The sequence below is a fragment of the Pseudomonas sp. H11T01 genome, from assembly GCF_048515765.1.
Classification (GTDB): domain Bacteria; phylum Pseudomonadota; class Gammaproteobacteria; order Pseudomonadales; family Pseudomonadaceae; genus Aquipseudomonas.
Genome location: NZ_JBLYED010000004.1, coordinates 58296 through 79075 on the forward strand (window position 1 = coordinate 58296; position 20780 = coordinate 79075).

Annotated in this window: 19 protein-coding genes; 10 read left to right on the forward strand and 9 right to left on the reverse strand. The window is 57.4% G+C overall.

Annotated elements, in window-relative coordinates; all coding sequences use genetic code 11:
- Position 1 precedes the first annotated feature (1 nt).
- The 4 genes from ACN1C3_RS06425 to ACN1C3_RS06440 are packed head-to-tail and all read left to right on the forward strand — an operon-like array spanning position 2 to position 3434.
- Positions 2 to 328: a Rieske 2Fe-2S domain-containing protein gene (locus ACN1C3_RS06425; protein ID WP_419114969.1), complete on the forward strand. Its 327-nt coding sequence runs from the start codon at positions 2 to 4 to the stop codon at positions 326 to 328.
- A complete protein-coding gene (locus ACN1C3_RS06430) occupies positions 325 to 1506 on the forward strand; it encodes an MFS transporter (RefSeq protein WP_419114970.1) in 1182 nt (393 codons plus the stop codon). The genes ACN1C3_RS06425 and ACN1C3_RS06430 overlap by 4 nt, the downstream gene beginning before the upstream one ends.
- Before the next feature lie 13 nt (positions 1507 to 1519).
- Entirely contained in the window at positions 1520 to 2740 is a 1221-nt protein-coding gene (locus ACN1C3_RS06435) for an ATP-grasp domain-containing protein (RefSeq protein ID WP_419114971.1), read from the forward strand.
- Positions 2741 to 2750: 10 nt separating this feature from the next.
- Positions 2751 to 3434, forward strand: coding sequence for a phenylalanine--tRNA ligase beta subunit-related protein (locus ACN1C3_RS06440; RefSeq protein WP_419114972.1), 684 nt, complete (start codon positions 2751 to 2753; stop codon positions 3432 to 3434).
- Positions 3435 to 3547: 113 nt separating this feature from the next.
- Here ACN1C3_RS06440 and ACN1C3_RS06445 read toward each other — a convergent pair whose 3' ends face one another.
- The 4 genes from ACN1C3_RS06445 to ACN1C3_RS06460 form a co-directional block, all read right to left on the reverse strand.
- Positions 3548 to 3967, reverse strand: a complete 420-nt coding sequence (locus tag ACN1C3_RS06445; RefSeq protein ID WP_419114973.1) for an Lrp/AsnC family transcriptional regulator — start codon at positions 3965 to 3967, stop codon at positions 3548 to 3550.
- Between the two features lie 92 nt (positions 3968 to 4059).
- Complete coding sequence (locus ACN1C3_RS06450) at positions 4060 to 4929, reverse strand: carboxylate/amino acid/amine transporter (RefSeq protein ID WP_419114974.1); 870 nt, start codon at positions 4927 to 4929, stop codon at positions 4060 to 4062.
- Positions 4930 to 5153: 224 nt separating this feature from the next.
- The gene (locus tag ACN1C3_RS06455) at positions 5154 to 5753 is read right to left on the reverse strand and encodes an FMN-dependent NADH-azoreductase (protein ID WP_419114975.1); all 600 of its coding nucleotides are present in this window, start codon (positions 5751 to 5753) and stop codon (positions 5154 to 5156) included.
- Between the two features lie 150 nt (positions 5754 to 5903).
- A complete protein-coding gene (locus ACN1C3_RS06460; RefSeq protein WP_419114976.1) occupies positions 5904 to 6218 on the reverse strand; it encodes a 3-phosphoglycerate kinase in 315 nt (104 codons plus the stop codon).
- 49 nt (positions 6219 to 6267) lie between these two features.
- Here ACN1C3_RS06460 and ACN1C3_RS06465 point away from each other — a divergent pair, with 49 nt between their 5' ends.
- The 5 genes from ACN1C3_RS06465 to aqpZ all read left to right on the forward strand — a co-directional run bounded on the left by ACN1C3_RS06465 (position 6268) and on the right by aqpZ (position 11401).
- Entirely contained in the window at positions 6268 to 7191 is a 924-nt protein-coding gene (locus ACN1C3_RS06465; protein WP_419114977.1) for a LysR family transcriptional regulator, read from the forward strand.
- 30 nt (positions 7192 to 7221) lie between these two features.
- On the forward strand, positions 7222 to 8034 hold the full coding sequence (locus tag ACN1C3_RS06470) for an alpha/beta fold hydrolase (RefSeq protein ID WP_419114978.1): 813 nt from the start codon (positions 7222 to 7224) through the stop codon (positions 8032 to 8034).
- Entirely contained in the window at positions 8028 to 8591 is a 564-nt protein-coding gene (locus tag ACN1C3_RS06475; RefSeq protein WP_419114979.1) for a peptidylprolyl isomerase, read from the forward strand. The genes ACN1C3_RS06470 and ACN1C3_RS06475 overlap by 7 nt, the downstream gene beginning before the upstream one ends.
- Positions 8592 to 8676: 85 nt before the next feature.
- Positions 8677 to 10509 (forward strand): ABC transporter ATP-binding protein, encoded by a 1833-nt coding sequence (locus ACN1C3_RS06480; protein WP_419114980.1) that lies wholly within the window; start codon positions 8677 to 8679, stop codon positions 10507 to 10509.
- A 193-nt stretch (positions 10510 to 10702) separates the two neighbouring features.
- Positions 10703 to 11401 carry an aquaporin Z gene (gene aqpZ / locus ACN1C3_RS06485; RefSeq protein WP_419114981.1) on the forward strand — a complete coding sequence of 233 codons (699 nt, stop codon included), beginning with the start codon at positions 10703 to 10705 and terminating at the stop codon, positions 11399 to 11401.
- Between the two features lie 18 nt (positions 11402 to 11419).
- Here the strand turns inward: aqpZ and ACN1C3_RS06490 are convergent, their stop codons facing one another.
- The gene (locus tag ACN1C3_RS06490; protein ID WP_419114982.1) at positions 11420 to 12544 is read right to left on the reverse strand and encodes a GNAT family N-acetyltransferase; all 1125 of its coding nucleotides are present in this window, start codon (positions 12542 to 12544) and stop codon (positions 11420 to 11422) included.
- Positions 12545 to 12826: 282 nt separating this feature from the next.
- On the opposite strand from ACN1C3_RS06490, the gene ACN1C3_RS06495 reads away from it, so the two are divergent.
- A complete protein-coding gene (locus tag ACN1C3_RS06495) occupies positions 12827 to 14158 on the forward strand; it encodes a putative porin (protein WP_419114983.1) in 1332 nt (443 codons plus the stop codon).
- A 136-nt stretch (positions 14159 to 14294) separates the two neighbouring features.
- On the opposite strand, the gene ACN1C3_RS06500 is transcribed toward ACN1C3_RS06495, so the two are convergent.
- The 4 genes from ACN1C3_RS06500 to hrpA form a co-directional block, all read right to left on the reverse strand.
- The gene (locus ACN1C3_RS06500) at positions 14295 to 14531 is read right to left on the reverse strand and encodes an anti-sigma factor family protein (RefSeq protein ID WP_419114984.1); all 237 of its coding nucleotides are present in this window, start codon (positions 14529 to 14531) and stop codon (positions 14295 to 14297) included.
- The gene (locus ACN1C3_RS06505; RefSeq protein WP_419114985.1) at positions 14525 to 15133 is read right to left on the reverse strand and encodes an RNA polymerase sigma factor; all 609 of its coding nucleotides are present in this window, start codon (positions 15131 to 15133) and stop codon (positions 14525 to 14527) included. The genes ACN1C3_RS06500 and ACN1C3_RS06505 overlap by 7 nt, the downstream gene beginning before the upstream one ends.
- Before the next feature lie 193 nt (positions 15134 to 15326).
- Positions 15327 to 16448, reverse strand: a complete 1122-nt coding sequence (locus ACN1C3_RS06510) for a beta-ketoacyl-ACP synthase III (RefSeq protein WP_419114986.1) — start codon at positions 16446 to 16448, stop codon at positions 15327 to 15329.
- Between the two features lie 240 nt (positions 16449 to 16688).
- The gene (gene hrpA, locus ACN1C3_RS06515; RefSeq protein ID WP_419114987.1) at positions 16689 to 20600 is read right to left on the reverse strand and encodes an ATP-dependent RNA helicase HrpA; all 3912 of its coding nucleotides are present in this window, start codon (positions 20598 to 20600) and stop codon (positions 16689 to 16691) included.
- Positions 20601 to 20780: the final 180 nt, after the last annotated feature.

A 20780-nucleotide genomic window follows, 5' to 3' on the forward strand; every position in this document is an offset into this window, starting at 1 on the left:
CATGAAAGCCATCACGCTAAATATCGCTAATGCTAACTATGTCGCTGTGGGTGATAAAACGTACTTCCTCAACAGACGACACAACGCCACTCAACTGTTGCCCACCACGTGCCCACACCGAGGCGGCCCCTTGCATATGGGGGAAATCACGCTTGATGGGAAAACCGTGGTCTGCCCCTGGCACGACAACAAGTACAAAATTTGTAATCTGGAAAAGAAATCGTTGCCCACCGTCCGCGTCGGAAGCGTTATCAGCACTGTGGTGGGTGACACCGAACGGTGTGTGCCCTTACTTAAAATTTCACGGCATAACGGACAGGCGCTATGACTAATAAATCAACACTTCCCGCGTTCTACTCTATCGTGACTTTATTCACCAGCCTGGACATGGCAATTGTCATCGCCATGGTCTGGTTCGGCCTGGAAACCACTGGCTCCACTTTCCTGGTGGGTGTCACCTTGTGTGTTGCGACCGTGGTTCCTTACGCGTGCGAACACTACATCGGTAAATTCTTTACGATTGAGTTGAGCATGAAACGGCTCCTCTATATTCGGCTCATCGCTTTCGCGGCAATTCTGGGACTCTCGTTCACTGAAGCGGCCTTGCTACCGATTGGCTTTCTGAGTATCGCTTTTCTGGTCGGTGTCACCGACTACTTCACCATCAGCACGCTGGAATCGAAAAATACCAAACTGGTCCTCGCAGGCTTTACCAACAGTGACACTTCTGCGCGACTCATGCAGACCTCAATCCAGATTGGCGCCTTTGGGGGAGCGCTGCTGGGCGGCGTTATCGTGGATGTTTTTTCGGTCAACCAGACCCTGCAGATAATCAGCATCGCAGCGATCGTTTCTTTGGCGGCGATCCTTCTGGTTTCTGCGACACCCACACCCCTCAAGCAAGACGAAGCCCCAATCATTACCGCCACGACAAGGCTCCAGCTTCCAAGAAACCTTTTTATATTGATCATCGTTCTCAGCATGATCGGTTTCCATATCGGGGCTTTTAACAGCCTGGTTCCTATCGTCTTTCAAAAACTCAACGAGTGGAACGCCACACTCTTTGGCGTTGCCAGCGGCCTTGCCGGGCTCGGCGCATTCAGCGCCGCCGTGTTGCCCCGACTGAAGCTCAAAAGTCATCACGCGGTGTTGATCGTCATTATCGCCGATGTGGCAATCGTCTATTTCCAGAACCTCTACCTAATGATGTTCGCCGCTTTCACCCTTGGTTTTTGCATTAACAGTCTGAGAATCCAGCTGCGTAAAACCCTCATAGAGTCAGCCCCCAATGACCGGGTTGCCGACATGATTGCCTCCAAAAGCTCGCTCTATTACCTATTGGTCAGTGGTTCGGCCCCCATGATTCTCACTTTTTTCACCACAAGCACGTTCCTGGGTCTGGAAGGTGCACGGATCCTGATGGTCGTTTCCGCAGCTCTTCTGGGGTGCGCTGTATTGGCCTGGCTCATAAGCCGGGAAGTCTCGCCCGCAGCAACCGTTGATTAAGGAGTTTCTGACAGTGAAAACCGTTCTTATTGTTGACCCGTTCTCCACGGGCAAACTGTATGCACCGATATTCAACTCGCTGGGCGTGCGTTGTATCGCCATCATTTCCAGCCCTCACCTGCCCGATCACTTCACCAGTGATTTGGTGCCAGAGAATTTCGAAGAAATTTTCCAATGGGAAGAGAGCTTGTTAATCACCCTTGAAGATATACCTATCACGGCGGTCATCGCGGGGTGCGAAACCGCAATTTATCTCACGGACTACCTGACCGAACTTCTTGATGTAAAGGGCAACAGCCGAATCACCAGTGACTTTCGGCGTAATAAATTTTCCATGCAGGAAGCGCTGAGGAATCATCACCTGCCCCACATCAACTCTCGTCTTTTAAGCTCGACGTCACAAATCCCCGGTTTGCTGGAGTCAATAGACCCTGATCTGAAATACGTCATCAAACCCCTTAATTCAGCAGCCACCGAGGGTGTTGTTTTCGCAGAAGGGATAGAGAACGTTGAAGCGGCATTGACCAACGCTGCCTGGCATCAAGCAAACGATTTGGGCGAAATCAATCTCGGATTCATCGTTCAGCCATTTGTATCCGGCCCGGAATACGTGGTCGATATGGTTGCGTTTGACGGAACTTTTATTATTGCCTCTGTGTGCAAGTACACAAAAGTCCATAAGAATGGAAGCATGTTTGTCTACGAAAGCCTGGACACACTTGATCCTGGTGAAAGCAGTCTAAAACCGTTGATCGATTATGCAAAACTGGCCGCCGCCGCATTGGGTATCAAGGTTGGCCCCATTCACATGGAAATAATCTGGTCCGATGCCGGCCCGGTCATGATTGAGGCCGGAGCTCGTCTGCATGGGGGAATAGCTCCGCAATTATTTGAACACGTGTACCAACCCGATCTGCTTTCCCTGTCTGTAGATTGCTACTTGGGCCGCCCGGCCCCCGAAGGAATGAGCGCAGCCAAACACGTCAGTCATGGAAAAATCGGATTCTTCTGCTCTGATAAAAAACACACCTTTGAAAGCCCCTCTGACGCAACACTGATCTGCGCAACGCAGGATGTCGCGTATGGAGGCCACACATATTTCATTCCTCCGGGTGGCACCACTGAGGTGACGATCGACTTTGCCACCTGCCCGGGTTTGTTTTGGCTACATCACCCGAACACCGAACAACTCGATAGCAGTGCACACAACATACGCTCTCTACTGTGGCGTTAATGAGGGACCTATGACAAACCGTTTAATCATCCAGAAATCCGCTGCAGATGTCGGTGCCAATAATGCCTGCGCCGCCATTATAGAAGGCATTACGGTGTCTTCCGACCAGAGTTTCCTTCCTGTTCTGACGGCCAACCTGAACCATGTTGCGTCTCGCCTCTGCGAGCTGGACTCGAACAGGGTTTACATGGGGTTTTCGCATCAACTGCAAAAACTTGGCTATCACAAAACCGTCAGCGCAAACGAAAAAATCCTGAAGAGTTTCATTTCCAAAGGTATACGGTCCATCAATAATATTGTTGATGCCTACAATGCGGTTGCCATCCGTAACGGTGTCAGCATCGGCGTACATACCTATAAACAAGCGAATGACATCCACGTATTTCGCTCTGAAAAACCAATGAGCTTTCGACCTCTTTTTGCAAAAAAAGAAGTCACCATTCCGGTCGGAGACCTCGTTTACACCTCAGGAGAGTCGCCCTTGGCGAGCATCGGAAAAGCGGATGCCGATGCCCATGACTTCAGACTGACGGACGAATCCTCAAGCCTGCTGGTGGTCGTACTAGGCCACGAAGATACACCGCACGCCTTCAACCAGGCGGTTATCGAAGAACTGGTCGACGCTCTTCGAGAGAAAATGCCCACGTTGAGCTATCACTTTCTGGAGCGGGTCCTGGTCCCGGAAGTTAAATAAACTTCAGGCTCTGAACGTCCGAGGTTATGCAATGGGTACGGGGCTTTCCTTTTCTGATGTCATCATTCAAGGAATCCCCCGCCCACGATTCGTATCAAATCAACGAAACACGCCTATCGCCACGCTTTCAAAACGGGATTAACGATCACTTCGTCGACTTGCTCTATCTTCAAGATTTTCTCTTTAAGAACCATCAACTCCTCAAAGCTTTTATATTCAACTTCGAGCATCATGTCGATGTCACCAAATAGAGAGTAGGCGTGAATTATTTCGGCATATCCGTGTAATTGCGGAAAGACCAGATGACAACTACTCCCAATGAGCCTCAGTATCAAAAAGGCCACTTGCTGCTGTTCACCCTCTTCTTTAGCCACATTAATTGTAAACCCTAGTATGACCCCCTTATCTATCAGCTTTTGAACTCGTGACTCCACTGCTGTTCGAGACTTGTGAACTTGCCGTGACAGGCTCGACAAACTGACTCTGGAGTCATCCTTCAACGCAGCTATAATAAGCTCATCCACCTTATCCACTCTGCCGCCCCTTACATTATTCTTTTTTATAACTGACTTTCATTACCAACTGCCGAGCAAAAAACAGAGGCCTGTACTGCATTTCGACAAGGCTACCCTGCTGATGTCACTTGGCGCCTTACCCCCAGCCGACTGATCCAGACCGCCGCCAAAATTACCCCACCACCAAAAAACAACCGCCCCAACGCCTCATGCTGATTCCAGATCAGCAAATTGATCAACAACCCCACTGGCACATGCAGGTTATTCATCACCGCCAGCGTGCCGCCGTTGACCAGGCACGCGCCCTTGTTCCACCAATACAAACCCAGTGCCGTCGAGACCAGCCCGAGGAACACCAGTACGCCCCATTGCAGCGGTGCTTCGGGCAGGAAGTTGGTTTTGCCGAACAGCAGAAACGCTGGCAACGCCACCGCCAGTGCTCCCAGATAGAAATAACCAAAGCGCCGGTAATGCGGCAGATCGCTTGGGTAACGCGCCACCAGATGCTTATAAAGCACCTGCCCCGCGGCGTAGGTGAAGTTGGCCAGTTGCAGCAGCAAGAAGCCCATAAAGAAGTCCGGGTTGATCCGGTCGTAGCGAATCACCGCGGCCCCGGCCACCGCTACCAGCGCTGCAATCAAAGCCCATGGATTGAATCGGCGGTTCAGCGCGTCTTCGATCAATGTCACGTGCAGGGGCGTGAGGATGGTGAACAGCAACACTTCCGGCACCGTCAATACGCGAAAGCTCAGGTACAGACAGACGTAGGTCACGCCGAACTGCAAGGCGCCGATCACCAGCATCCCGCGCATAAAGGTCGGCTCGACCTGGCGCCAGCGGGTCAAGGGAATGAACACCAGTCCGGCCAGCAGCACGCGCACCAGCACCGCGAAGTAGCTGTCGACATGACCGGCGAGGTATTCGCCGATCAAGCTGAAGGAAAACGCCTGAATCAACGTAACAAAAAGTAGATAGCCCATACGCGCCTCGTTTCGAATGGCGGCGACGATAGCGGTTTTGCGGCTGACAGTGAAATCCTGCTCCGCGATTAAGAAACAAAAAAAAGCCCGATCTCGCTAATGCGTTCGATCGGGCGGGAGCACTCAGGTGCAACAAGTGCAAAGGGAGGTTCGATGCGCGAACCGGCTTGAAGGGGGGGCGCGAGGTCACTAAACCATCAGGCGATTATCTGGCGATTAAAGCCTCAAGCCACCTGAGCAAGCTTGGCGTTAGCCTGGTTCAGTCCTTTTTCATGGAAGTCACCGCCCAGGTTCATGCCTTCGGCGTGAATGAACTCAACGTCGTGGATCCCGATGAACGCCATGACCTGACGCAGGTAGGGTTCCTGGTGATCAGCGGGGCTGCCGGCGTAGATGCCGCCGCGAGCGGTCAGCACATAGGCACGCTTGCCAGTGAGCAGGCCTTGCGGGCCGGTGTCGGTGTATTTGAAGGTCACTCCGGCACGCAGCACATGGTCCAGCCAGGCTTTCAGAGTGCTCGGAATGGCGAAGTTGTACATGGGCGCGGCCATCACCAGTACGTCGGCGGCCAGCAGCTCATCGGTCAACTGGTTGGAGCGCTCGAGGGAAGCGTGCTCGATCTCGTTGCGCTGCTCGGCAGGCTTCATCCAGCCGCCCAACAGGTTGGCGTCCAGGTGTGGAACCGGATGGGTCGCCAGGTCACGAACAGTGATCTGGTCAGCCGGGTGAGCGATTTTCCACTGGCTGATGAAGGTTTGGGTCAGCTGGCGTGAAACCGAATCTTGCTGACGGGCACTGCTTTCGATGATCAGAACGCGGGACATGGGATGTAGCCTCCATCGGTGAATGCTGTAAGTCGATGGAGTGGAGATTAAACAGTGTCATATCGATGAAAAAGCGCAAATAACTGCTATAACCCATCTATAAATTCGTTTATAAGCGAAGCATGCCCAGCCGGACTACTCCGTTCGGTGCTACTTGGGTGTGCAGGTCAGCTCAATGCGAAGCTTGATGATAGTGCGGTTGAACTTGGCGGTGGCATTTTTGAATTTGCCAGCGGGCACGTCCATCTTGCGGGTGCGAGGCGCTTCAGGGCCGTTACGAAAAACCACGGTGCAAGCCACGTCGGTGCTGCCGTAGTTGTTCACCTGAATGGAGCCGATGTCGGCATCCGTGTCGTACGCGGTGTAGTCGACCTTCAGCCCGTTGAGCTCTTTGTGCACATCGATCGGATAGGCAAACGCACTGAGCGGCAACATCGCCAGCAGTACACAACAGATTTTTCTCATTCGGCAGTCTCCAATTTAGACCGCCAGCTTAGGACAAGAGGAGCTCATCTTGAAAGCGCCCCGCGTTACCCTTGATCAATGGCGAACATTACAGGCCGTGGTCGACCACGGTGGCTTCGCCCAGGCAGCCGAAGCGCTGCACCGTTCACAATCGTCCGTCAGCTATACCGTGGCGCGCATGCAGGATCAGCTCGGCGTGCCGCTGTTGCGCATCGACGGCCGCAAAGCGGTGCTGACAGAAGCTGGCGGCGTGTTGCTGCGCCGCTCGCGGCAGCTGGTCAAACAGGCCAGCCAACTGGAAGACCTGGCCCATCACATGGAGCAAGGCTGGGAAGCGGAAGTGCGGCTGGTGGTCGATGCCGCTTACCCGAATGCCCGTTTGGTGCGCGCCCTGACAGCGTTCATGCCACAAAGCCGTGGCTGCCGCGTACGCTTGCGTGAAGAAGTGTTGTCCGGGGTCGAAGAAGTGCTGCTCGAAGGCGTCGCCGACCTGGCCATTAGCGGTTTCAACATTCCCGGTTACCTGGGCACCGAAATGAGCGCGGTGGAATTCGTCGCCGTGGCGCACCCGGATCACCCACTGCATCGGCTGAACCGCGAATTGAGTTTCCAGGACCTGGAAAGCCAGTTGCAAGTGGTGATCCGCGATTCCGGCCGCCAACAACCGCGGGACGTCGGCTGGCTTGGCGCCGAACAGCGCTGGACCGTCGGCAGCCTGGCCACTGCCGCTACTTTCGTCGGCAGCGGCCTGGGTTTCGCCTGGCTGCCACGGCACCTGATCGAACGTGAAATCAAGGAAGGTCTGCTTAAGCTGCTACCGTTGGACCAGGGCGGCAGCCGCCACCCGACGTTCTATCTGTATTCGAACAAGGACAAACCACTGGGCCCGGCCACGCAGATTCTTATCGAACTGCTGCGCACCTTTGACACCGCGCCGCTGGATGCGCCCTTCGCCGCCCCACAGCAAGCCTGAAACCCGGTAAGCCCGAACAGGAGTTCTGCCATGGCCTATTTCGAACATGAAGGTTGCACCCTGCACTACGAAGAATATGGCCACGGCGAACCCGTGCTGCTGCTACACGGTCTGGGTTCAAGCGCCCTGGATTGGGAAGACCAGATCCCTGTGCTGGCGGCCCGCTACCGGGTGATCGTCCCGGATGCACGTGGCCATGGTCGCTCCGACAAGCCCCGCGAGCGCTACAGCATCGCTGGCTTCAGCGCTGATGTGATCGCACTGATCGAGTACCTGAACCTGGGACCTGCCCATGTCATCGGGCTGTCCATGGGTGGCATGATCGGCTTCCAACTGGCGGTGGATCAGCCGCAAATGCTCAAAAGCCTGTGCATCGTCAACAGCGCACCCCAGGTCAAACTGCAGACGCCGGACGAATATTGGCAGTGGTTCAAGCGCTGGAGCCTGATGCGCGTCGTGAGTATGAGCGCCATCGGCACGGCGTTGGGTGCGAAGCTTTTCCCCAAACCGGAACAAGCCGCGCTGCGCAGTAAAATCGCCCAGCGCTGGGCAAAAAACGACAAACGTGCTTATCTCGCCAGCTTCGACGCCATCATCGGTTGGGGTGTGCAGGAACGACTTTCCCGTGTCACCTGTCCAACCCTGATCGTCAGCGCCGACCGTGATTACACGCCGGTCGCGCTGAAAGAGGCCTATGTAAAACTGTTGCCCAATGCGCGGCTGGTGGTGATCGCCGATTCCCGCCACGCCACCCCACTGGATCAACCAGAACGCTTCAACCAAACCCTGCTCGAGTTTCTAACCGCAGTCGACACCACTACCAGGATCACTGACCCATGCTAAAAAAAATTGCCCTCGTCGCCGGCTCCGTTTTGTTCGCCGCTAACCTGATGGCCGCGACACCTGCCAAGGCGCCGCACGTTTTGCTGGACACCACCAATGGCCAGATCGAAATCGAACTGGACCCGGTCAAGGCACCGGTCTCCACCGCCAACTTTCTCGCTTACGTCGACAGCGGCTTTTACACCAACACCATTTTCCACCGGGTGATTCCTGGCTTCATGGTTCAGGGCGGTGGTTTCACCCCACAGATGCAGCAAAAAGACACCAAGGCGCCGATCAAGAACGAAGCAAGTAACGGCCTGCATAACGTACGTGGCACGCTGTCGATGGCTCGCACATCCGATCCAGACTCCGCCACCAGCCAGTTCTTCATCAACGTCAAGGACAACGACTTCCTCGACCCGGGCCGCGATGCCGGTTACGCCGTGTTCGCCAAAGTGGTGAAGGGCATGGACGTGGTCGACGTCATCGTCAACTCGCAAACCACCACCAAAAATGGCATGCAGAATGTGCCAATCGATGCCGTGCTGATAAAGTCGGCCAAGCGCATAGACTGATATGTAAAGGGAGTCCTGAGCGGCGGTGGCTTTCCCACCCCGCTCACATCAGAACAGGAGAGCCCGTACGCGGGCGTGAGACCTCATGCTTTATCGTCGCTTTGAACAACTGATCGATATTTTTCGCGACGCTCCGACAGCGGCTCCGCCGAACACGGTTCTACCCTTTTACGTGTATTACCTGCGTCAGGTCTGGCCGAGCTTTGCTGCCTTGCTCATCGTCGGTCTGTTCGGTGCGCTGATCGAAGTTGCGCTGTTCAGTTACCTGAGCCGGATCATCGATCTGACCCAGGGCCCCCCAAATGTCGACTTCTTCAAGATTCACGGCATCGAGCTGATCTGGATGGTGGTGGTCGCCCTGGTCCTGCGTCCGGTCTTCGTCGGCCTGCACGACCTGCTGGTGCACCAGACCCTCAGCCCCGGCATGACCAGCATGATTCGCTGGCAGAATCACAGCTACGTGCTCAAACAAAGCCTCAACTTCTTTCAGAATGACTTCGCCGGGCGCATCGCCCAGCGCATCATGCAGACCGGCAACTCCTTGCGCGACTCCGCCGTGCAAGCGGTGGACGCGCTGTGGCATGTGCTGATCTACGCCATCAGTTCGCTGGTGCTGTTCGCCGAGGCCGACTGGCGCCTGATGATCCCGTTGCTGACCTGGATCGCCTGCTACATCGGTGCGCTGTGCTACTTCGTGCCGCGGGTCAAACAGCGCTCTGTTGTCTCCTCCGACGCCCGTTCGAAACTGATGGGGCGCATCGTCGATGGCTACACCAACATCACCACGCTCAAACTGTTCGCCCACACCCACTTCGAACAACAGTACGCCCGCGAAGCCATCGCGGAACAAACGGAAAAATCCCAACTGGCCGGCCGCGTCGTCACCAGTATGGACGTGGTCATCACCAGCATGAACGGCCTGTTGATCGTCTCCACCACGGGCCTGGCCTTGTGGCTGTGGACCCAGTCACTGATCTCGGTCGGTGCCATCGCCCTGGCCACCGGCCTGGTGATCCGCATCGTCAACATGTCCGGCTGGATCATGTGGGTGGTCAACGGCATCTTCGAAAACATCGGCATGGTCCAGGACGGCCTGCAAACCATCGCCCAACCGGTCAGCGTGACGGACCGCGAAAAAGCCCCGCGCCTGGAAGTGGCACGGGGTGAAGTGCGTTTCGAGCACGTCGACTTTCACTATGGCAAGAAAAGCGGAATCATCAGTGACCTCAACCTGACGATCAAACCCGGCGAGAAAATCGGCTTGATCGGCCCATCCGGCGCGGGTAAATCGACTTTGGTCAACCTGCTGCTGCGCCTGTACGACCTGCAAGGCGGGCGGATCCTGATCGATGGCCAGGACATCGCCGAAGTGGCCCAGGAAAGCCTGCGCGAGCGGATCGGCATGATCACCCAGGACACCTCGCTGCTGCACCGTTCGATCCGCGACAATTTGCTTTATGGCAAACCCGACGCCACCGACGAAGAGCTCTGGGAAGCGGTGCACAAGGCTCGGGCCGACGAATTTATCCCGCATCTTTCCGATGCCCAGGGCCGTACCGGTTTCGATGCTCATGTCGGTGAGCGCGGGGTGAAACTCTCCGGCGGTCAGCGCCAACGGATCGCTATTGCCCGAGTGCTGCTCAAGGACGCGCCAATCCTGATCATGGACGAAGCCACCTCGGCGCTGGACTCGGAAGTCGAAGCGGCGATTCAGGAAAGCCTGGAAACCCTGATGCAAGGCAAGACCGTGATCGCCATCGCTCACCGTCTCTCGACCATTGCCCGAATGGACCGCCTGGTGGTACTGGAAAAAGGCCGGATCGCCGAAACCGGCAGCCATGCCGAACTGCTCGCCCACGGCGGTTTGTATGCGCGCTTGTGGCAGCACCAGACGGGTGGGTTTGTGGGGATTGATTGATCTACCGACAATCGCCACACACACAAACCGCCAGAGCCCTTTAACCATGGGCTCTGGCGGTTTTTTTTGGACTGGCGTTCCGGAAAATCCCTGCTGTACTCAGCCAAGGCTCTGGAGAGGGTCTGTAGTCACCCTGCAGGATGCATAACGGCTATATCGACTCGATCGTCGACCTACTACAAGGATGCGTCTCATGTCTCTGTTCAAACGTTCAGTTACTGAGTTGTTAGGTACGTTTTGGCTGGTGTTGGGTGGTTGCGGCAGTGCGGTGCTGGCAGCGGCTTTTCCGGGTGTAGGAATCGGATTGCTCGGGGTGGCGCTGGCGTTTGGTCTGACAGTACTGACCATGGCGTTCGCCATCGGCCATATCTCTGGTTGTCATCTCAACCCTGCAGTGTCTGTCGGGCTGTGGGTGGGTGGTCGATTCCCGGCCAAAGAACTGCCCGTTTATATCGTCGCCCAAGTCATCGGCGGGGTGATTGCCGCTGCCTTGCTGTATTTCATTGCCAGCGGTAAACCCGGGTTCGAGCTGGCCGCAGGGTTGGCGTCCAATGGTTATGGCGAACATTCGCCGGGCGGTTATTCGATGGCTGCGGGGTTTGTTTGTGAACTGGTGATGACCGCGATGTTCATCCTGATCATCCTTGGTTCCACCGATAAACGCGCTCCGGCCGGCCTGGCGCCAATCGCCATTGGCCTGGCGTTGACCTTGATCCACCTGATCACGATTCCGGTCACCAACACCTCGGTCAACCCGGCCCGCAGTACCGGTCCGGCGCTGATTGTCGGTGGATGGGCGATTCAGCAGCTGTGGATGTTCTGGCTGGCGCCGATCCTCGGCGCGGTGATCGGCGGGGTGACCTATCGCTGGCTGGGCAAAGAAGACAGTTAGGCTCAAGACCTGCGAGGATCAGTCCTGCCGATACGGCAAGGCGGTCCTCGCCTCTTCTGCATAGGCCAGCACACCAATCCGCTCCTGCTGCAGGAAATCTTTGACCGCCGCCTTCAAACCCGGATGCCTCAGGTAGTGCCAGGAATGAGTGATGACCGGTTCAAAGCCACGAATCAATTTGTGTTCACCCTGGGCGCCGGCGTCGAACCGTTGAAAGCCATTGGCGATCGCGTATTCCATCCCCTGATAGAAGCACGTCTCAAAATGCAGGCGATCGAACTCCGCCAGGCAGCCCCAATAACGACCGTAAAAACTGTCGCCCCCCACTAGGCTGAAGGCCATCGCCACTGGCCGTGATCCTTGCCTGGCCAGCACCACGCGAATGGCTTCGGGCATCCGTTCAGCCAGCAGACTGAAAAATTCCCGTGTCAGGTACGGCGCTTGCCGACGTATAGCGTAGGTATTGGCATAGCAGGCATAAACGAAATCCCACTGCGCCTGATCGAGTTGCCGACCTTCGAGCCATTCAAACTCGATGCCCTGCCCCGCGACCTGTTCACGCTCCTTGCGCATCTGTTTGCGTTTGCGTGAACTCAGGGCGTCGAGAAAATCCTGAAAGTCCCGATAACCACGGTTCTGCCAGTGATACTGGCAGCCGACCCGTTGCAGCCAACCCGGCTGCTCGGCCAACGCCGCATCGGTGAACGGGTCAGTGAAGTTGATATGAGCACTGGAGAGCCCTTCGATTTCCAGATATCCCGGCAGGCTTTTCAGTAGCTCAAAACCGTCCTGCACGTTGGCCGCCAACAACCGTGGCCCGCTGACGGGGCTGAACGGCACGGCGGTCAATAGCTTCGGGTAGTACTCGATCCCGGCACGCTCGCAGGCATCGGCCCAGGCATGGTCGAACACGTATTCGCCGTAGGAGTGCCATTTACGATAACTCGGCAATGCGGCAATCAAACGACCGTCTTCAATATGCAGCAAATGCTCAGGCTGCCAACCGGAATGCGGACCCAGGCTGCCACTGTCTTCCATCGCACTAAGAAAGGCATGCCGCAGGAACGGCTGAGCGTCGGGCACCAGCGCATCCCATTCTTGAGGTGCGATGGCGGACAGACTTTCCAAACGTTGTAGCGGCATCGCATTCCCCGAGAATCATGACTCACAGACGCGCCGAGTATCGCCCATCGCAACACAATCCACACGACCTATCCACCCGCGAGGCTCTGAAACGGGGGTGTTACGCCGTGCCCCGATCGTCATCGAGCCGCCATCACTTTGCCACTTCCCTGTCATAAACCATCGCGATACTGGCGCCAGTTTTTAGAGCGTCGGGTACTACCCGGCCTCTGGTTTTCCGTCCGTCACGGTCGGTTGCTTCCTGGATGGCTCAGTCATCCCCTCTCATTCTCGGAGATTGATATGCGTCTTGCTTCCACGAAAACTGCGGCGGCTCTGTGTGGCGGCCTGCTGCTGGCCATGAGTATTCCGGCCAGCGCCGCAGTCGACGCCAAACTGCTCGACATGCTCAAGGCAAACGGCTCTATTTCCCCAGCGCAGTACACCGAACTGCAAGCCGAGCTGGCCAAGGACCAAAAGACCCAGCAGATCCAGCAACAAGCTCAACAAGAGACCAACGAGCAGATCGCGGCGACCGCGAAGAAAACCAATGAACTGAGCACCTTCGACCAAAAACTGGCGTGGGCTGCCAAGACCCAATTCAAGGGTGACGTGCGCTTCCGCCAGGAAACGGTCAAGAACGATGGCGTTCCAAACAGCAAAGACCAGGATCGTCAGCGCATTCGTGCCCGCCTGGGTGCCTACAGCGAAATCAACCCGCAAGTCGACACCGGTATCCGTATCGCCACCGGCAGCAACGACGACGCTCGCTCCACCAACCAGGACCTGAACAACTACTTCGACAAGAAGCAGATCTGGCTGGACCTGGGCTACATCGACTACCACCCCGACGCGATCAAGAACCTGCACGTGATCGGCGGCAAGATGTCTCAGCCATGGGTGAGCATGGGTGACATCATCTGGGATAGCGACATCAACCCGGAAGGTCTGGCCCTGACTTACAAATTGCCGGTGGGCGGCAGTACCGAGCTGTTCGGTAGCGCCGGTCACTACACCCTCAAGGACAACGTCGACGGCGAAGGCGTGCAGTTCAAACACGACCTGCGTCTGTACGCTGGCCAGTTGGGTGCGCGCTTCGCCATCACCGACAGCATGAAAATGACGTTGGGCGGCAGTATCTACTCGTACGACAACGACAAGAGCAGTGCCTGCCCTACCTCCGGCACCGTCAGCACGCCATGCGCACTGGCCGTCAACGGCAACAGCCCGAACGAAACATTCAAACTGTACGAAGGTTTTGGTCAGCTCGACTTCACCAACCTGCCAGTACCGCTTTCGTTGTACGGTCAGTACGTCAACAACAAAGACGCGAGCAACGATCAGGACACTGGCTGGCTGGCCGGCGTGAAGTCCAAGTTCTACGGTTTCAACGTGGACTACAACTACCGCGATGTGCAGCGTAACGCAGTGGTTGGCGCCTTCACCGACTCTGACTTCGCCAACGGCTTTACCGGTTCGCGCGGCAGCAAGTTGAAAGTGAGTTACGACATCGACAAGAACTTCGCCCTCGGCGCGACGTACTTTCTGGCGACCTCTGACCAAACAAACGCCAACATCAACAAGAAAGATTCGGACATCAACACCCTGCAACTGGATGCTGAAGCGAAGTTCTGATTTACCCCGCTATACGATTCGGGCAAGGAAGCCCGAGTTGCTTTTACAGTCTGGCCTGGATGGATTGATCCCCATCATCCGTTCGATACATCCACCCGAGCCTGTTTCTTGACTCCCCCGCAATGAATCCCCTGACCTACGGAATGTCCTTGCGACGCTCGGCAGCGAGACGTTCGGCCAGCGTATCGGCGTCCGGCACGGCTTCTTCGGGCATGGCACGCAACGTCGCCTGCATCAATCGCATCTGACGAATGAACCGCCGGCAATTGGCGCAAAACATCAGGTGATGGCGCACCATCAGCTTCTCCCGAAAATTCAACTGGCCATCGAGGTAATCGCTGGATCGTGCCACTTGTTCCTTGCAGGTCAACATTCGCCGGTTTCCTCAAAGTGCTCCACGGTCGCAAAGACCTTCAGTCGTGCCCGATGCAGCAGTACACGAACATTGGAGAGCGAGAGCTCCAGAAGATTACAAATCTCCTCCAACTCCAGGCCTTGGCGCTCGCGCAGCAGCAACACACTGCTTTGCAGTTCAGAAAGGCTCAGCAAGGTGTGTTCCAGACATTCGCGCAGCTCATTTTCGGTGAGCAGGGCTTCGGGCGTGTCCTCGTGCCAGGCGAACGGAGCCACCAGCCAATGACCGTCCCCCGGGGAAAACCGCTCATCGCCAATCGTGCCGTGGGGCGATGGCAAATCGTCCAGCAGGACTTCCCGGCGGTTTTGTTTGTAACGACTTTTAGCCGAGTTGGCGGTGATGGTCAGCAGCCAGGTTTTGAGACTGGAACGGCCCTGAAAACCGACCAGGTTGCGCACGACGGACAGCCAGGCGTCCTGCACCACTTCGTCAGCATGACGATTGCCGACAATGGCATAGGCCACAGCGCGCATCGCGCTTTGGTAGGTGCTGACCAATTCCTTGTAAGCCCGCTGCTCACCCGCCAGAAGGCGTTCGAGCAGTTGCGTGTCGTCAGTCATAAGCGCTGATCTCCTGTGGCGAGGGGGCTTGCCTCAATGCCAATCCATTAAGGCGCAGGATCCGTGGGAGCGTGGCTTGCCCGCGAAGAACGATGACGCGCAATGCCTGAAAAAACACGGTGTTCGCTTCGCGGGCAAGCCACGCTCCCACAGGGTTTGTGCCTGGCTCAGGCTTCCCACTGCCCCACACAAATCACCGCTTACGCAGAATCACGCTACCAATCGAATAACCGGCACCAAACGAACTCAGCACTGCCAGCGAACCGCTCGGCAAATCGTCCTGGTTCTTGTGAAACGCAATCACGGAACCGGCCGAGCTGGTGTTGGCGTAGGTGTCGAGAATTACGGGGGCTTCTTCAACCGTGGCTTCGCGGCCCAGCAGCTTCTTGACGATCAGGTGGTTCATGCTGAGGTTGGCCTGGTGCAGCCAGAAACGCTTCACGTCGCTGACGTTGAGCGTGTTCTCCTCCAGATGAGTGCCAATCAGTTCCGCCACCATCGGGCAAACGTCACGGAACACCTTGCGACCTTCCTGCACGAACAGCTTGTCTGGTGCACCGACGCCCTCTTCGGCTGCGCGGTTGAGGAAACCGAAGTTGTTGCGGATGTTGTTGGAGAACTTGGTCAGCAGTTTAGTGCTGACGATGTCGAACTGGTACTTGGAGGTCGCCAGATCGGCACGCTCGATGATTACCGCCGTTGCGGCGTCGCCAAAAATGAAGTGGCTGTCGCGGTCGCGGAAGTTCAAGTGGCCGGTGCAGACTTCCGGGTTGACCATCAGAATCGCCCGGGCCTGACCAAGTTGGACACTGTTGGCAGCGGCCTGGATACCGAAGGTCGCCGAGGAGCAGGCGACGTTCATGTCGAAGCCGAAGCCCTGGATGCCCAGCGCTTCCTGGACTTCGATGGCGATGGCCGGGTAGGCGCGTTGCAGGTTGGAACAGGCGACAATGACGCCGTCGATGTCGGCGGCGGTCTTGCCGGCGCGCTGCAAGGCTTGCTCGGCGGCACCGATGGCCATTTGGCAAAGTACCGACCACTCGTCGTTGGAGCGCTCTGGCAGACGCGGCGCCATGCGCTGCGGGTCAAGGATGCCTTCCTTGTCCATGACAAAGCGGCTTTTGATCCCTGAGGCCTTTTCAATAAAGGCTGCACTCGATTCAGTCAGTGCCTGAACTTCGCCACGCTCGATGGCAGCGGCGTTATCGGCATTGAACTGCTGCACATAGGCATTGAAAGACTGCACCAGCTCTTCGTTGGAGATGCTGTTGGCCGGGGTGTACAGGCCGGTGCCGCTGATGACGACGTTATGCATGGTCGTTTCTCTAATCTGTTCAGGCAGAAAGTATTAGTACCGACGTACCAATACATAAAGGGTTTAATCCCACCGATTGGGATGAAACCGTGCGAAGCTTTATTCCGAACCGCTGCGGCAATGAAAGCTCAAATTCGCGGTTCCGGCGTTTATAACCGCGAAGTTTGCCATAAACGTTGGCATTTGGCCCTATTTGCAGGATGCAGCGCCTGCTACAAATCCTACGAGAGGATTAGGTTTTTAGGCGTCAACCTGGCTCCATTGCTTGCTCAAACGCTTGTCGGAGATCGGTACCTTGGTCCCCAATTGCTGGGCAAACAACGAAACCCGGTATTCCTCCAGCCACCAGCGATACAGCTCCAGCTGTGGATCACGCTTGCCTTCCTGGGCGTGTTTGTTGGCGCGAACCTGGTATTGCGCCCACAACCCGGACAGTTCGGTGCTCCAGACCCGGTCCTTTTGCACCTGGCTCGGCAGTTTTTCAAGGCGCAACTCGATGGCCTTGAGGAAACGCGGCAGCTCCTTGAGCCAGACGGCCGGGGTTTCGCGAACGAAGCCGGTATAAACCAGCTGACTCAATTGCTGCTTGATGTCATTGAGGGCCACCGCCTGCGCCAGGTCGATCTTGCCCTTGAAGCGTTTTTGCAGGCCGTGCCAGAGTTTGAGGGTCTCCAGTGTCAACTTCGCCAGCCGCTCGGCGTGCTCAGTCCAGCTGCCACGCTTGCGCTCGGCCAACGAAGCCAACCCGGCGCCATCGCGCGGCAAACTGGCTTCACCGTCGAGAATGCAGCTGTCGAGACTGGCCAGCAGAATGTCTTCCACCAAGCTATCGATACGCCCCAGCTCGCGGTACATCAGACCCAGCTCGGTCAGCCCCGGTAACTTGCCACGCAGGAATTTCGCCGGCTCGGCCAGTTGCTGCATCAACAAACGCTGCAAAGCCCGGCGATGCTGGAACTCGGCCTCGGCGGCGGTGGAGAAGCGCCCTTCCTTGACTGTGCCGCCCTCTTCCACCAGCGCCGGATAAACCGTCATCGATAGCCCCGCGATTTTCTGCTGGGTCTTCTCAGCCACTGCGGCGAAGACTTTGGCCTCCACCGGCTGTTGGCTTTTCGCCGTTTGCGGCACCGCCAACGCGGCCTGGCTGGCCTCGACGAAACGCGCGGTCAGTTCGGCCAGGTCGCGGCCTTCCCCAAGGAATTTGCCTTGGCCGTCGACGATTTCCAGGTTCATCCGCAGATGCCCATCGACCTGCTGAGCGGCTTCAACCCAGGCTTCGTCGCTGACCCGCGCACCGGTCATGCGCAGTAATTCGCGTCCCAATGCCTGAGGCAGCGAGCCGTCGGCAAAGGTGATGCGCTGCAACGCGGCTTTGACGAAGTCCGGCACTGGCACAAAGTTCTTGCGCAAAGCCTTGGGCAGGTTGCGCACCAGCGCGATGCACTTGGCCTCGATCACTCCCGGTACCAGCCATTCCAGACGCTCGGACGGCAGTGCCGGCAGCAATGGCGCCGGCACTCGCAAGGTCACGCCGTCACGGGGATGATTGGGTTCGAAGTGGTAACTCAGGGCGAGTGCCAAATCGCCCAAATGCAACGTATCCGGGTAATGCGCAGCAGTCACTTCGCTGGCCTCACGGGCCAACACGTCTTCTTCGCGCATGACCAGCAACTGCGGGTCTTTCTGACTGTGGATGCGATACCAGCTGTCGAACGTCGCGGTCTGGTGAATATCGGCCGGCAGCCGCGCGTCATAGAAAGCGAACAGGGTTTCTTCGTCCGCGAGGATGTCGCGGCGACGGGCCTTGGCTTCCAGTTCGTCGAGTTGCTCGAGCAGTTGTGTGTTGGCGGTCAGGCACTTGGCGCGGGACTGGATTTCCCCGCGTACCAGAGCTTCACGAATAAATAGCTCACGGGACAGCACGGGCTCGATCGGGCCGTAATGCACCGGCCGCCGTCCGACCACGATCAACCCGAACAAGGTGATCTGTTCGAAAGCCACAACCTGCCCGCGCTTCTTCTCCCAATGGGGTTCGAAGTGGTTCTTCTTGATCAAATGCCCCGCCAGCGGCTCGATCCAGTCCGGCTCGATCTTGGCTACCATCCGCGCGTACAGCTTGGTGGTTTCCACCAGTTCGGCTGCCATCAGCCATTGCGGACGCTTTTTACCAAGCCCCGATGAAGGGTGAATCCAAAAGCGCCGTTGACGGGCGCCGAGGTAATCGCCGTCTTCGGTCTTCTGGCCGATCTGGCTGAGCAAACCGGACAGTACGGCTTTGTGCAGTTTCGGGTAGTCCGCCGGTTCTTTATTAAGGCTCAGCTGCATGTCGCGGCAGATCAGACTCAACTGCCGATGGGAGTCGCGCCACTCGCGCAAGCGCAGGTAATTCAGGAAGTTCTTGCGGCACCAATTGCGCAGCGGACTGGCCGTCAGCGCCTGGCGCTGCTCTTCAAAACCGCGCCACAGATTGACCAACCCGGCGAAGTCCGAGTCCACGTCCTTCCACTGGGCGTGGGCCTGATCGGCGGCTTGCTGACGCTCCGGCGGACGCTCGCGCGGGTCCTGGATCGACATGGCACTGGCGACGATCAAAACCTCCTGCAAGCTGCCCAGTTTGGCGGCTTCCAGCAGCATGCGGCCCATGCGCGGGTCCACCGGCAGACGCGCCAGCTGCCGACCCAGCGGGGTCAGCTGACTTTCGCGATCCACCGCAGAGAGCTCTTGCAGCAGGTTGAAACCGTCGCTGATGGCTTTGCCATCCGGCGGCTCGATAAAAGGGAAATCAGTGATCTCGCCCAGACGCAGATGCAGCATTTGCAGGATTACAGCTGCAAGGTTGGTGCGCAGAATTTCCGGATCGGTAAATTCCGGCCGGCCGATAAAGTCCTCTTCTGCGTACAGGCGAATGCAAATACCCGGCTCGACCCGTCCGCAACGGCCTTTACGCTGGTTGGCGCTGGCCTGGGAGATGGCTTCGATCGGAAGGCGTTGAACCTTGGCGCGGTAGCTGTAGCGGCTGATCCGCGCGGTGCCACTGTCGATCACGTAGCGAATGCCCGGCACCGTCAGCGAGGTTTCCGCCACGTTGGTCGCCAGCACCACACGACGCCCCGGGTGGGACTGGAAGATCCGCTGCTGCTCGGCCGGCGACAGCCGTGCGTACAACGGCAGGATTTCAGTGTGTTTGAGTTGCGCCTTGCGCAGCATGTCGGCCGCATCGCGAATTTCCCGCTCGCCGGGCAGGAACACCAGCACATCGCCGGGGCTGCGGCGCTCGCTGCGTTCATAGGCGGCGATTTCGTCGAGGGTGGCGAGGATCGCCTGATCCACCGTCAAGTCGTCTTCGACACGGTTGCCCTCTTCATCCTGCTCAAGCGTCAGCGGCCGATACCAGGTGTCCACCGGAAAGGTCCGGCCGGAGACTTCGACAATCGGTGCGTCGTTGAAATGCTTGGAGAAGCGCTCCAGATCGATGGTTGCCGAGGTGATGATGACTTTCAGGTCCGGGCGACGCGGCAGCAGGGTTTTCAGGTAGCCGAGCAGGAAGTCGATGTTGAGGCTGCGCTCGTGGGCTTCGTCGACGATGATCGTGTCGTAGCGCTCGAGGTAACGATCGTTCTGGGTTTCCGCCAGCAGAATGCCGTCGGTCATCAGTTTGATCAGGGTGTTCGAATCGCTCTGATCTTCGAATCGCACCTGATAGCCGACCAGCGCACCCAGCGGCGTCGCCAGTTCTTCTGCGACCCGGCTCGCGACGCTGCGAGCGGCGATACGGCGCGGCTGGGTGTGGCCGATCAGACCGTACTGGCCACGACCGATTTCCAGACAGATTTTCGGCAACTGGGTGGTTTTGCCCGAACCGGTTTCGCCAGCGATGATCAGCACCTGGTGCTTGAGCAGCGCTTCTTTGATTTCATCGCGCTTGGCGGCAATCGGCAGGCTGTCGTCATACCGAATCAGCGGCAGGCTGGCACGCCGCGCCACGACCCGATCGCAGGACGCCTGAGCGCGCTCGACCCACTGCGCCAGCTTGGCCTCGTCAGGCTTTTTACGCAGCTCAAGCAACTGCCGCCGCAACCGGTGGCGGTCGGCAAGCATGGCGTGATCGAGGTTTTTCAGCAGTTGGTCGATAGCAGGCGATTCGTCAGTCATCAGGTACGCAAAAGTCGTCTAGTGGTGCAGGGGGCGGATTGTCGCAGATTTTACGACCGCTGCGCGGCCGATCGCGAGCAAGCCCGCTCCCACATTAAATCTGTAGTGGCCGCGAAATTTGGGGCCGCCGCGGTCAAGTGTGGGAGCGGGCTTGCTCGCGATCGATTCGGGCCGCGTTCG

What these genes read in the sequence shown, in the direction of transcription:
- ACN1C3_RS06510 (WP_419114986.1), bottom strand. Translation starts at nt 16,448, where the DNA reads ATGCATAACGTCGTCATCAGCGGCACCGGCCTGTACACCCCGGCCAAC.
- ACN1C3_RS06500 (WP_419114984.1), bottom strand. Translation starts at nt 14,531, where the DNA reads ATGTTGACCTGCAAGGAACAAGTGGCACGATCCAGCGATTACCTCGAT.
- aqpZ (WP_419114981.1), top strand. Translation starts at nt 10,703, where the DNA reads ATGTCTCTGTTCAAACGTTCAGTTACTGAGTTGTTAGGTACGTTTTGG.
- ACN1C3_RS06425 (WP_419114969.1), top strand. Translation starts at nt 2, where the DNA reads ATGAAAGCCATCACGCTAAATATCGCTAATGCTAACTATGTCGCTGTG.
- ACN1C3_RS06450 (WP_419114974.1), bottom strand. Translation starts at nt 4,929, where the DNA reads ATGGGCTATCTACTTTTTGTTACGTTGATTCAGGCGTTTTCCTTCAGC.
- ACN1C3_RS06475 (WP_419114979.1), top strand. Translation starts at nt 8,028, where the DNA reads ATGCTAAAAAAAATTGCCCTCGTCGCCGGCTCCGTTTTGTTCGCCGCT.
- ACN1C3_RS06440 (WP_419114972.1), top strand. Translation starts at nt 2,751, where the DNA reads ATGACAAACCGTTTAATCATCCAGAAATCCGCTGCAGATGTCGGTGCC.
- ACN1C3_RS06455 (WP_419114975.1), bottom strand. Translation starts at nt 5,753, where the DNA reads ATGTCCCGCGTTCTGATCATCGAAAGCAGTGCCCGTCAGCAAGATTCG.
- ACN1C3_RS06430 (WP_419114970.1), top strand. Translation starts at nt 325, where the DNA reads ATGACTAATAAATCAACACTTCCCGCGTTCTACTCTATCGTGACTTTA.
- ACN1C3_RS06480 (WP_419114980.1), top strand. Translation starts at nt 8,677, where the DNA reads ATGCTTTATCGTCGCTTTGAACAACTGATCGATATTTTTCGCGACGCT.
- ACN1C3_RS06470 (WP_419114978.1), top strand. Translation starts at nt 7,222, where the DNA reads ATGGCCTATTTCGAACATGAAGGTTGCACCCTGCACTACGAAGAATAT.
- ACN1C3_RS06505 (WP_419114985.1), bottom strand. Translation starts at nt 15,133, where the DNA reads ATGACTGACGACACGCAACTGCTCGAACGCCTTCTGGCGGGTGAGCAG.
- ACN1C3_RS06490 (WP_419114982.1), bottom strand. Translation starts at nt 12,544, where the DNA reads ATGCCGCTACAACGTTTGGAAAGTCTGTCCGCCATCGCACCTCAAGAA.
- ACN1C3_RS06460 (WP_419114976.1), bottom strand. Translation starts at nt 6,218, where the DNA reads ATGAGAAAAATCTGTTGTGTACTGCTGGCGATGTTGCCGCTCAGTGCG.
- hrpA (WP_419114987.1), bottom strand. Translation starts at nt 20,600, where the DNA reads ATGACTGACGAATCGCCTGCTATCGACCAACTGCTGAAAAACCTCGAT.
- ACN1C3_RS06495 (WP_419114983.1), top strand. Translation starts at nt 12,827, where the DNA reads ATGCGTCTTGCTTCCACGAAAACTGCGGCGGCTCTGTGTGGCGGCCTG.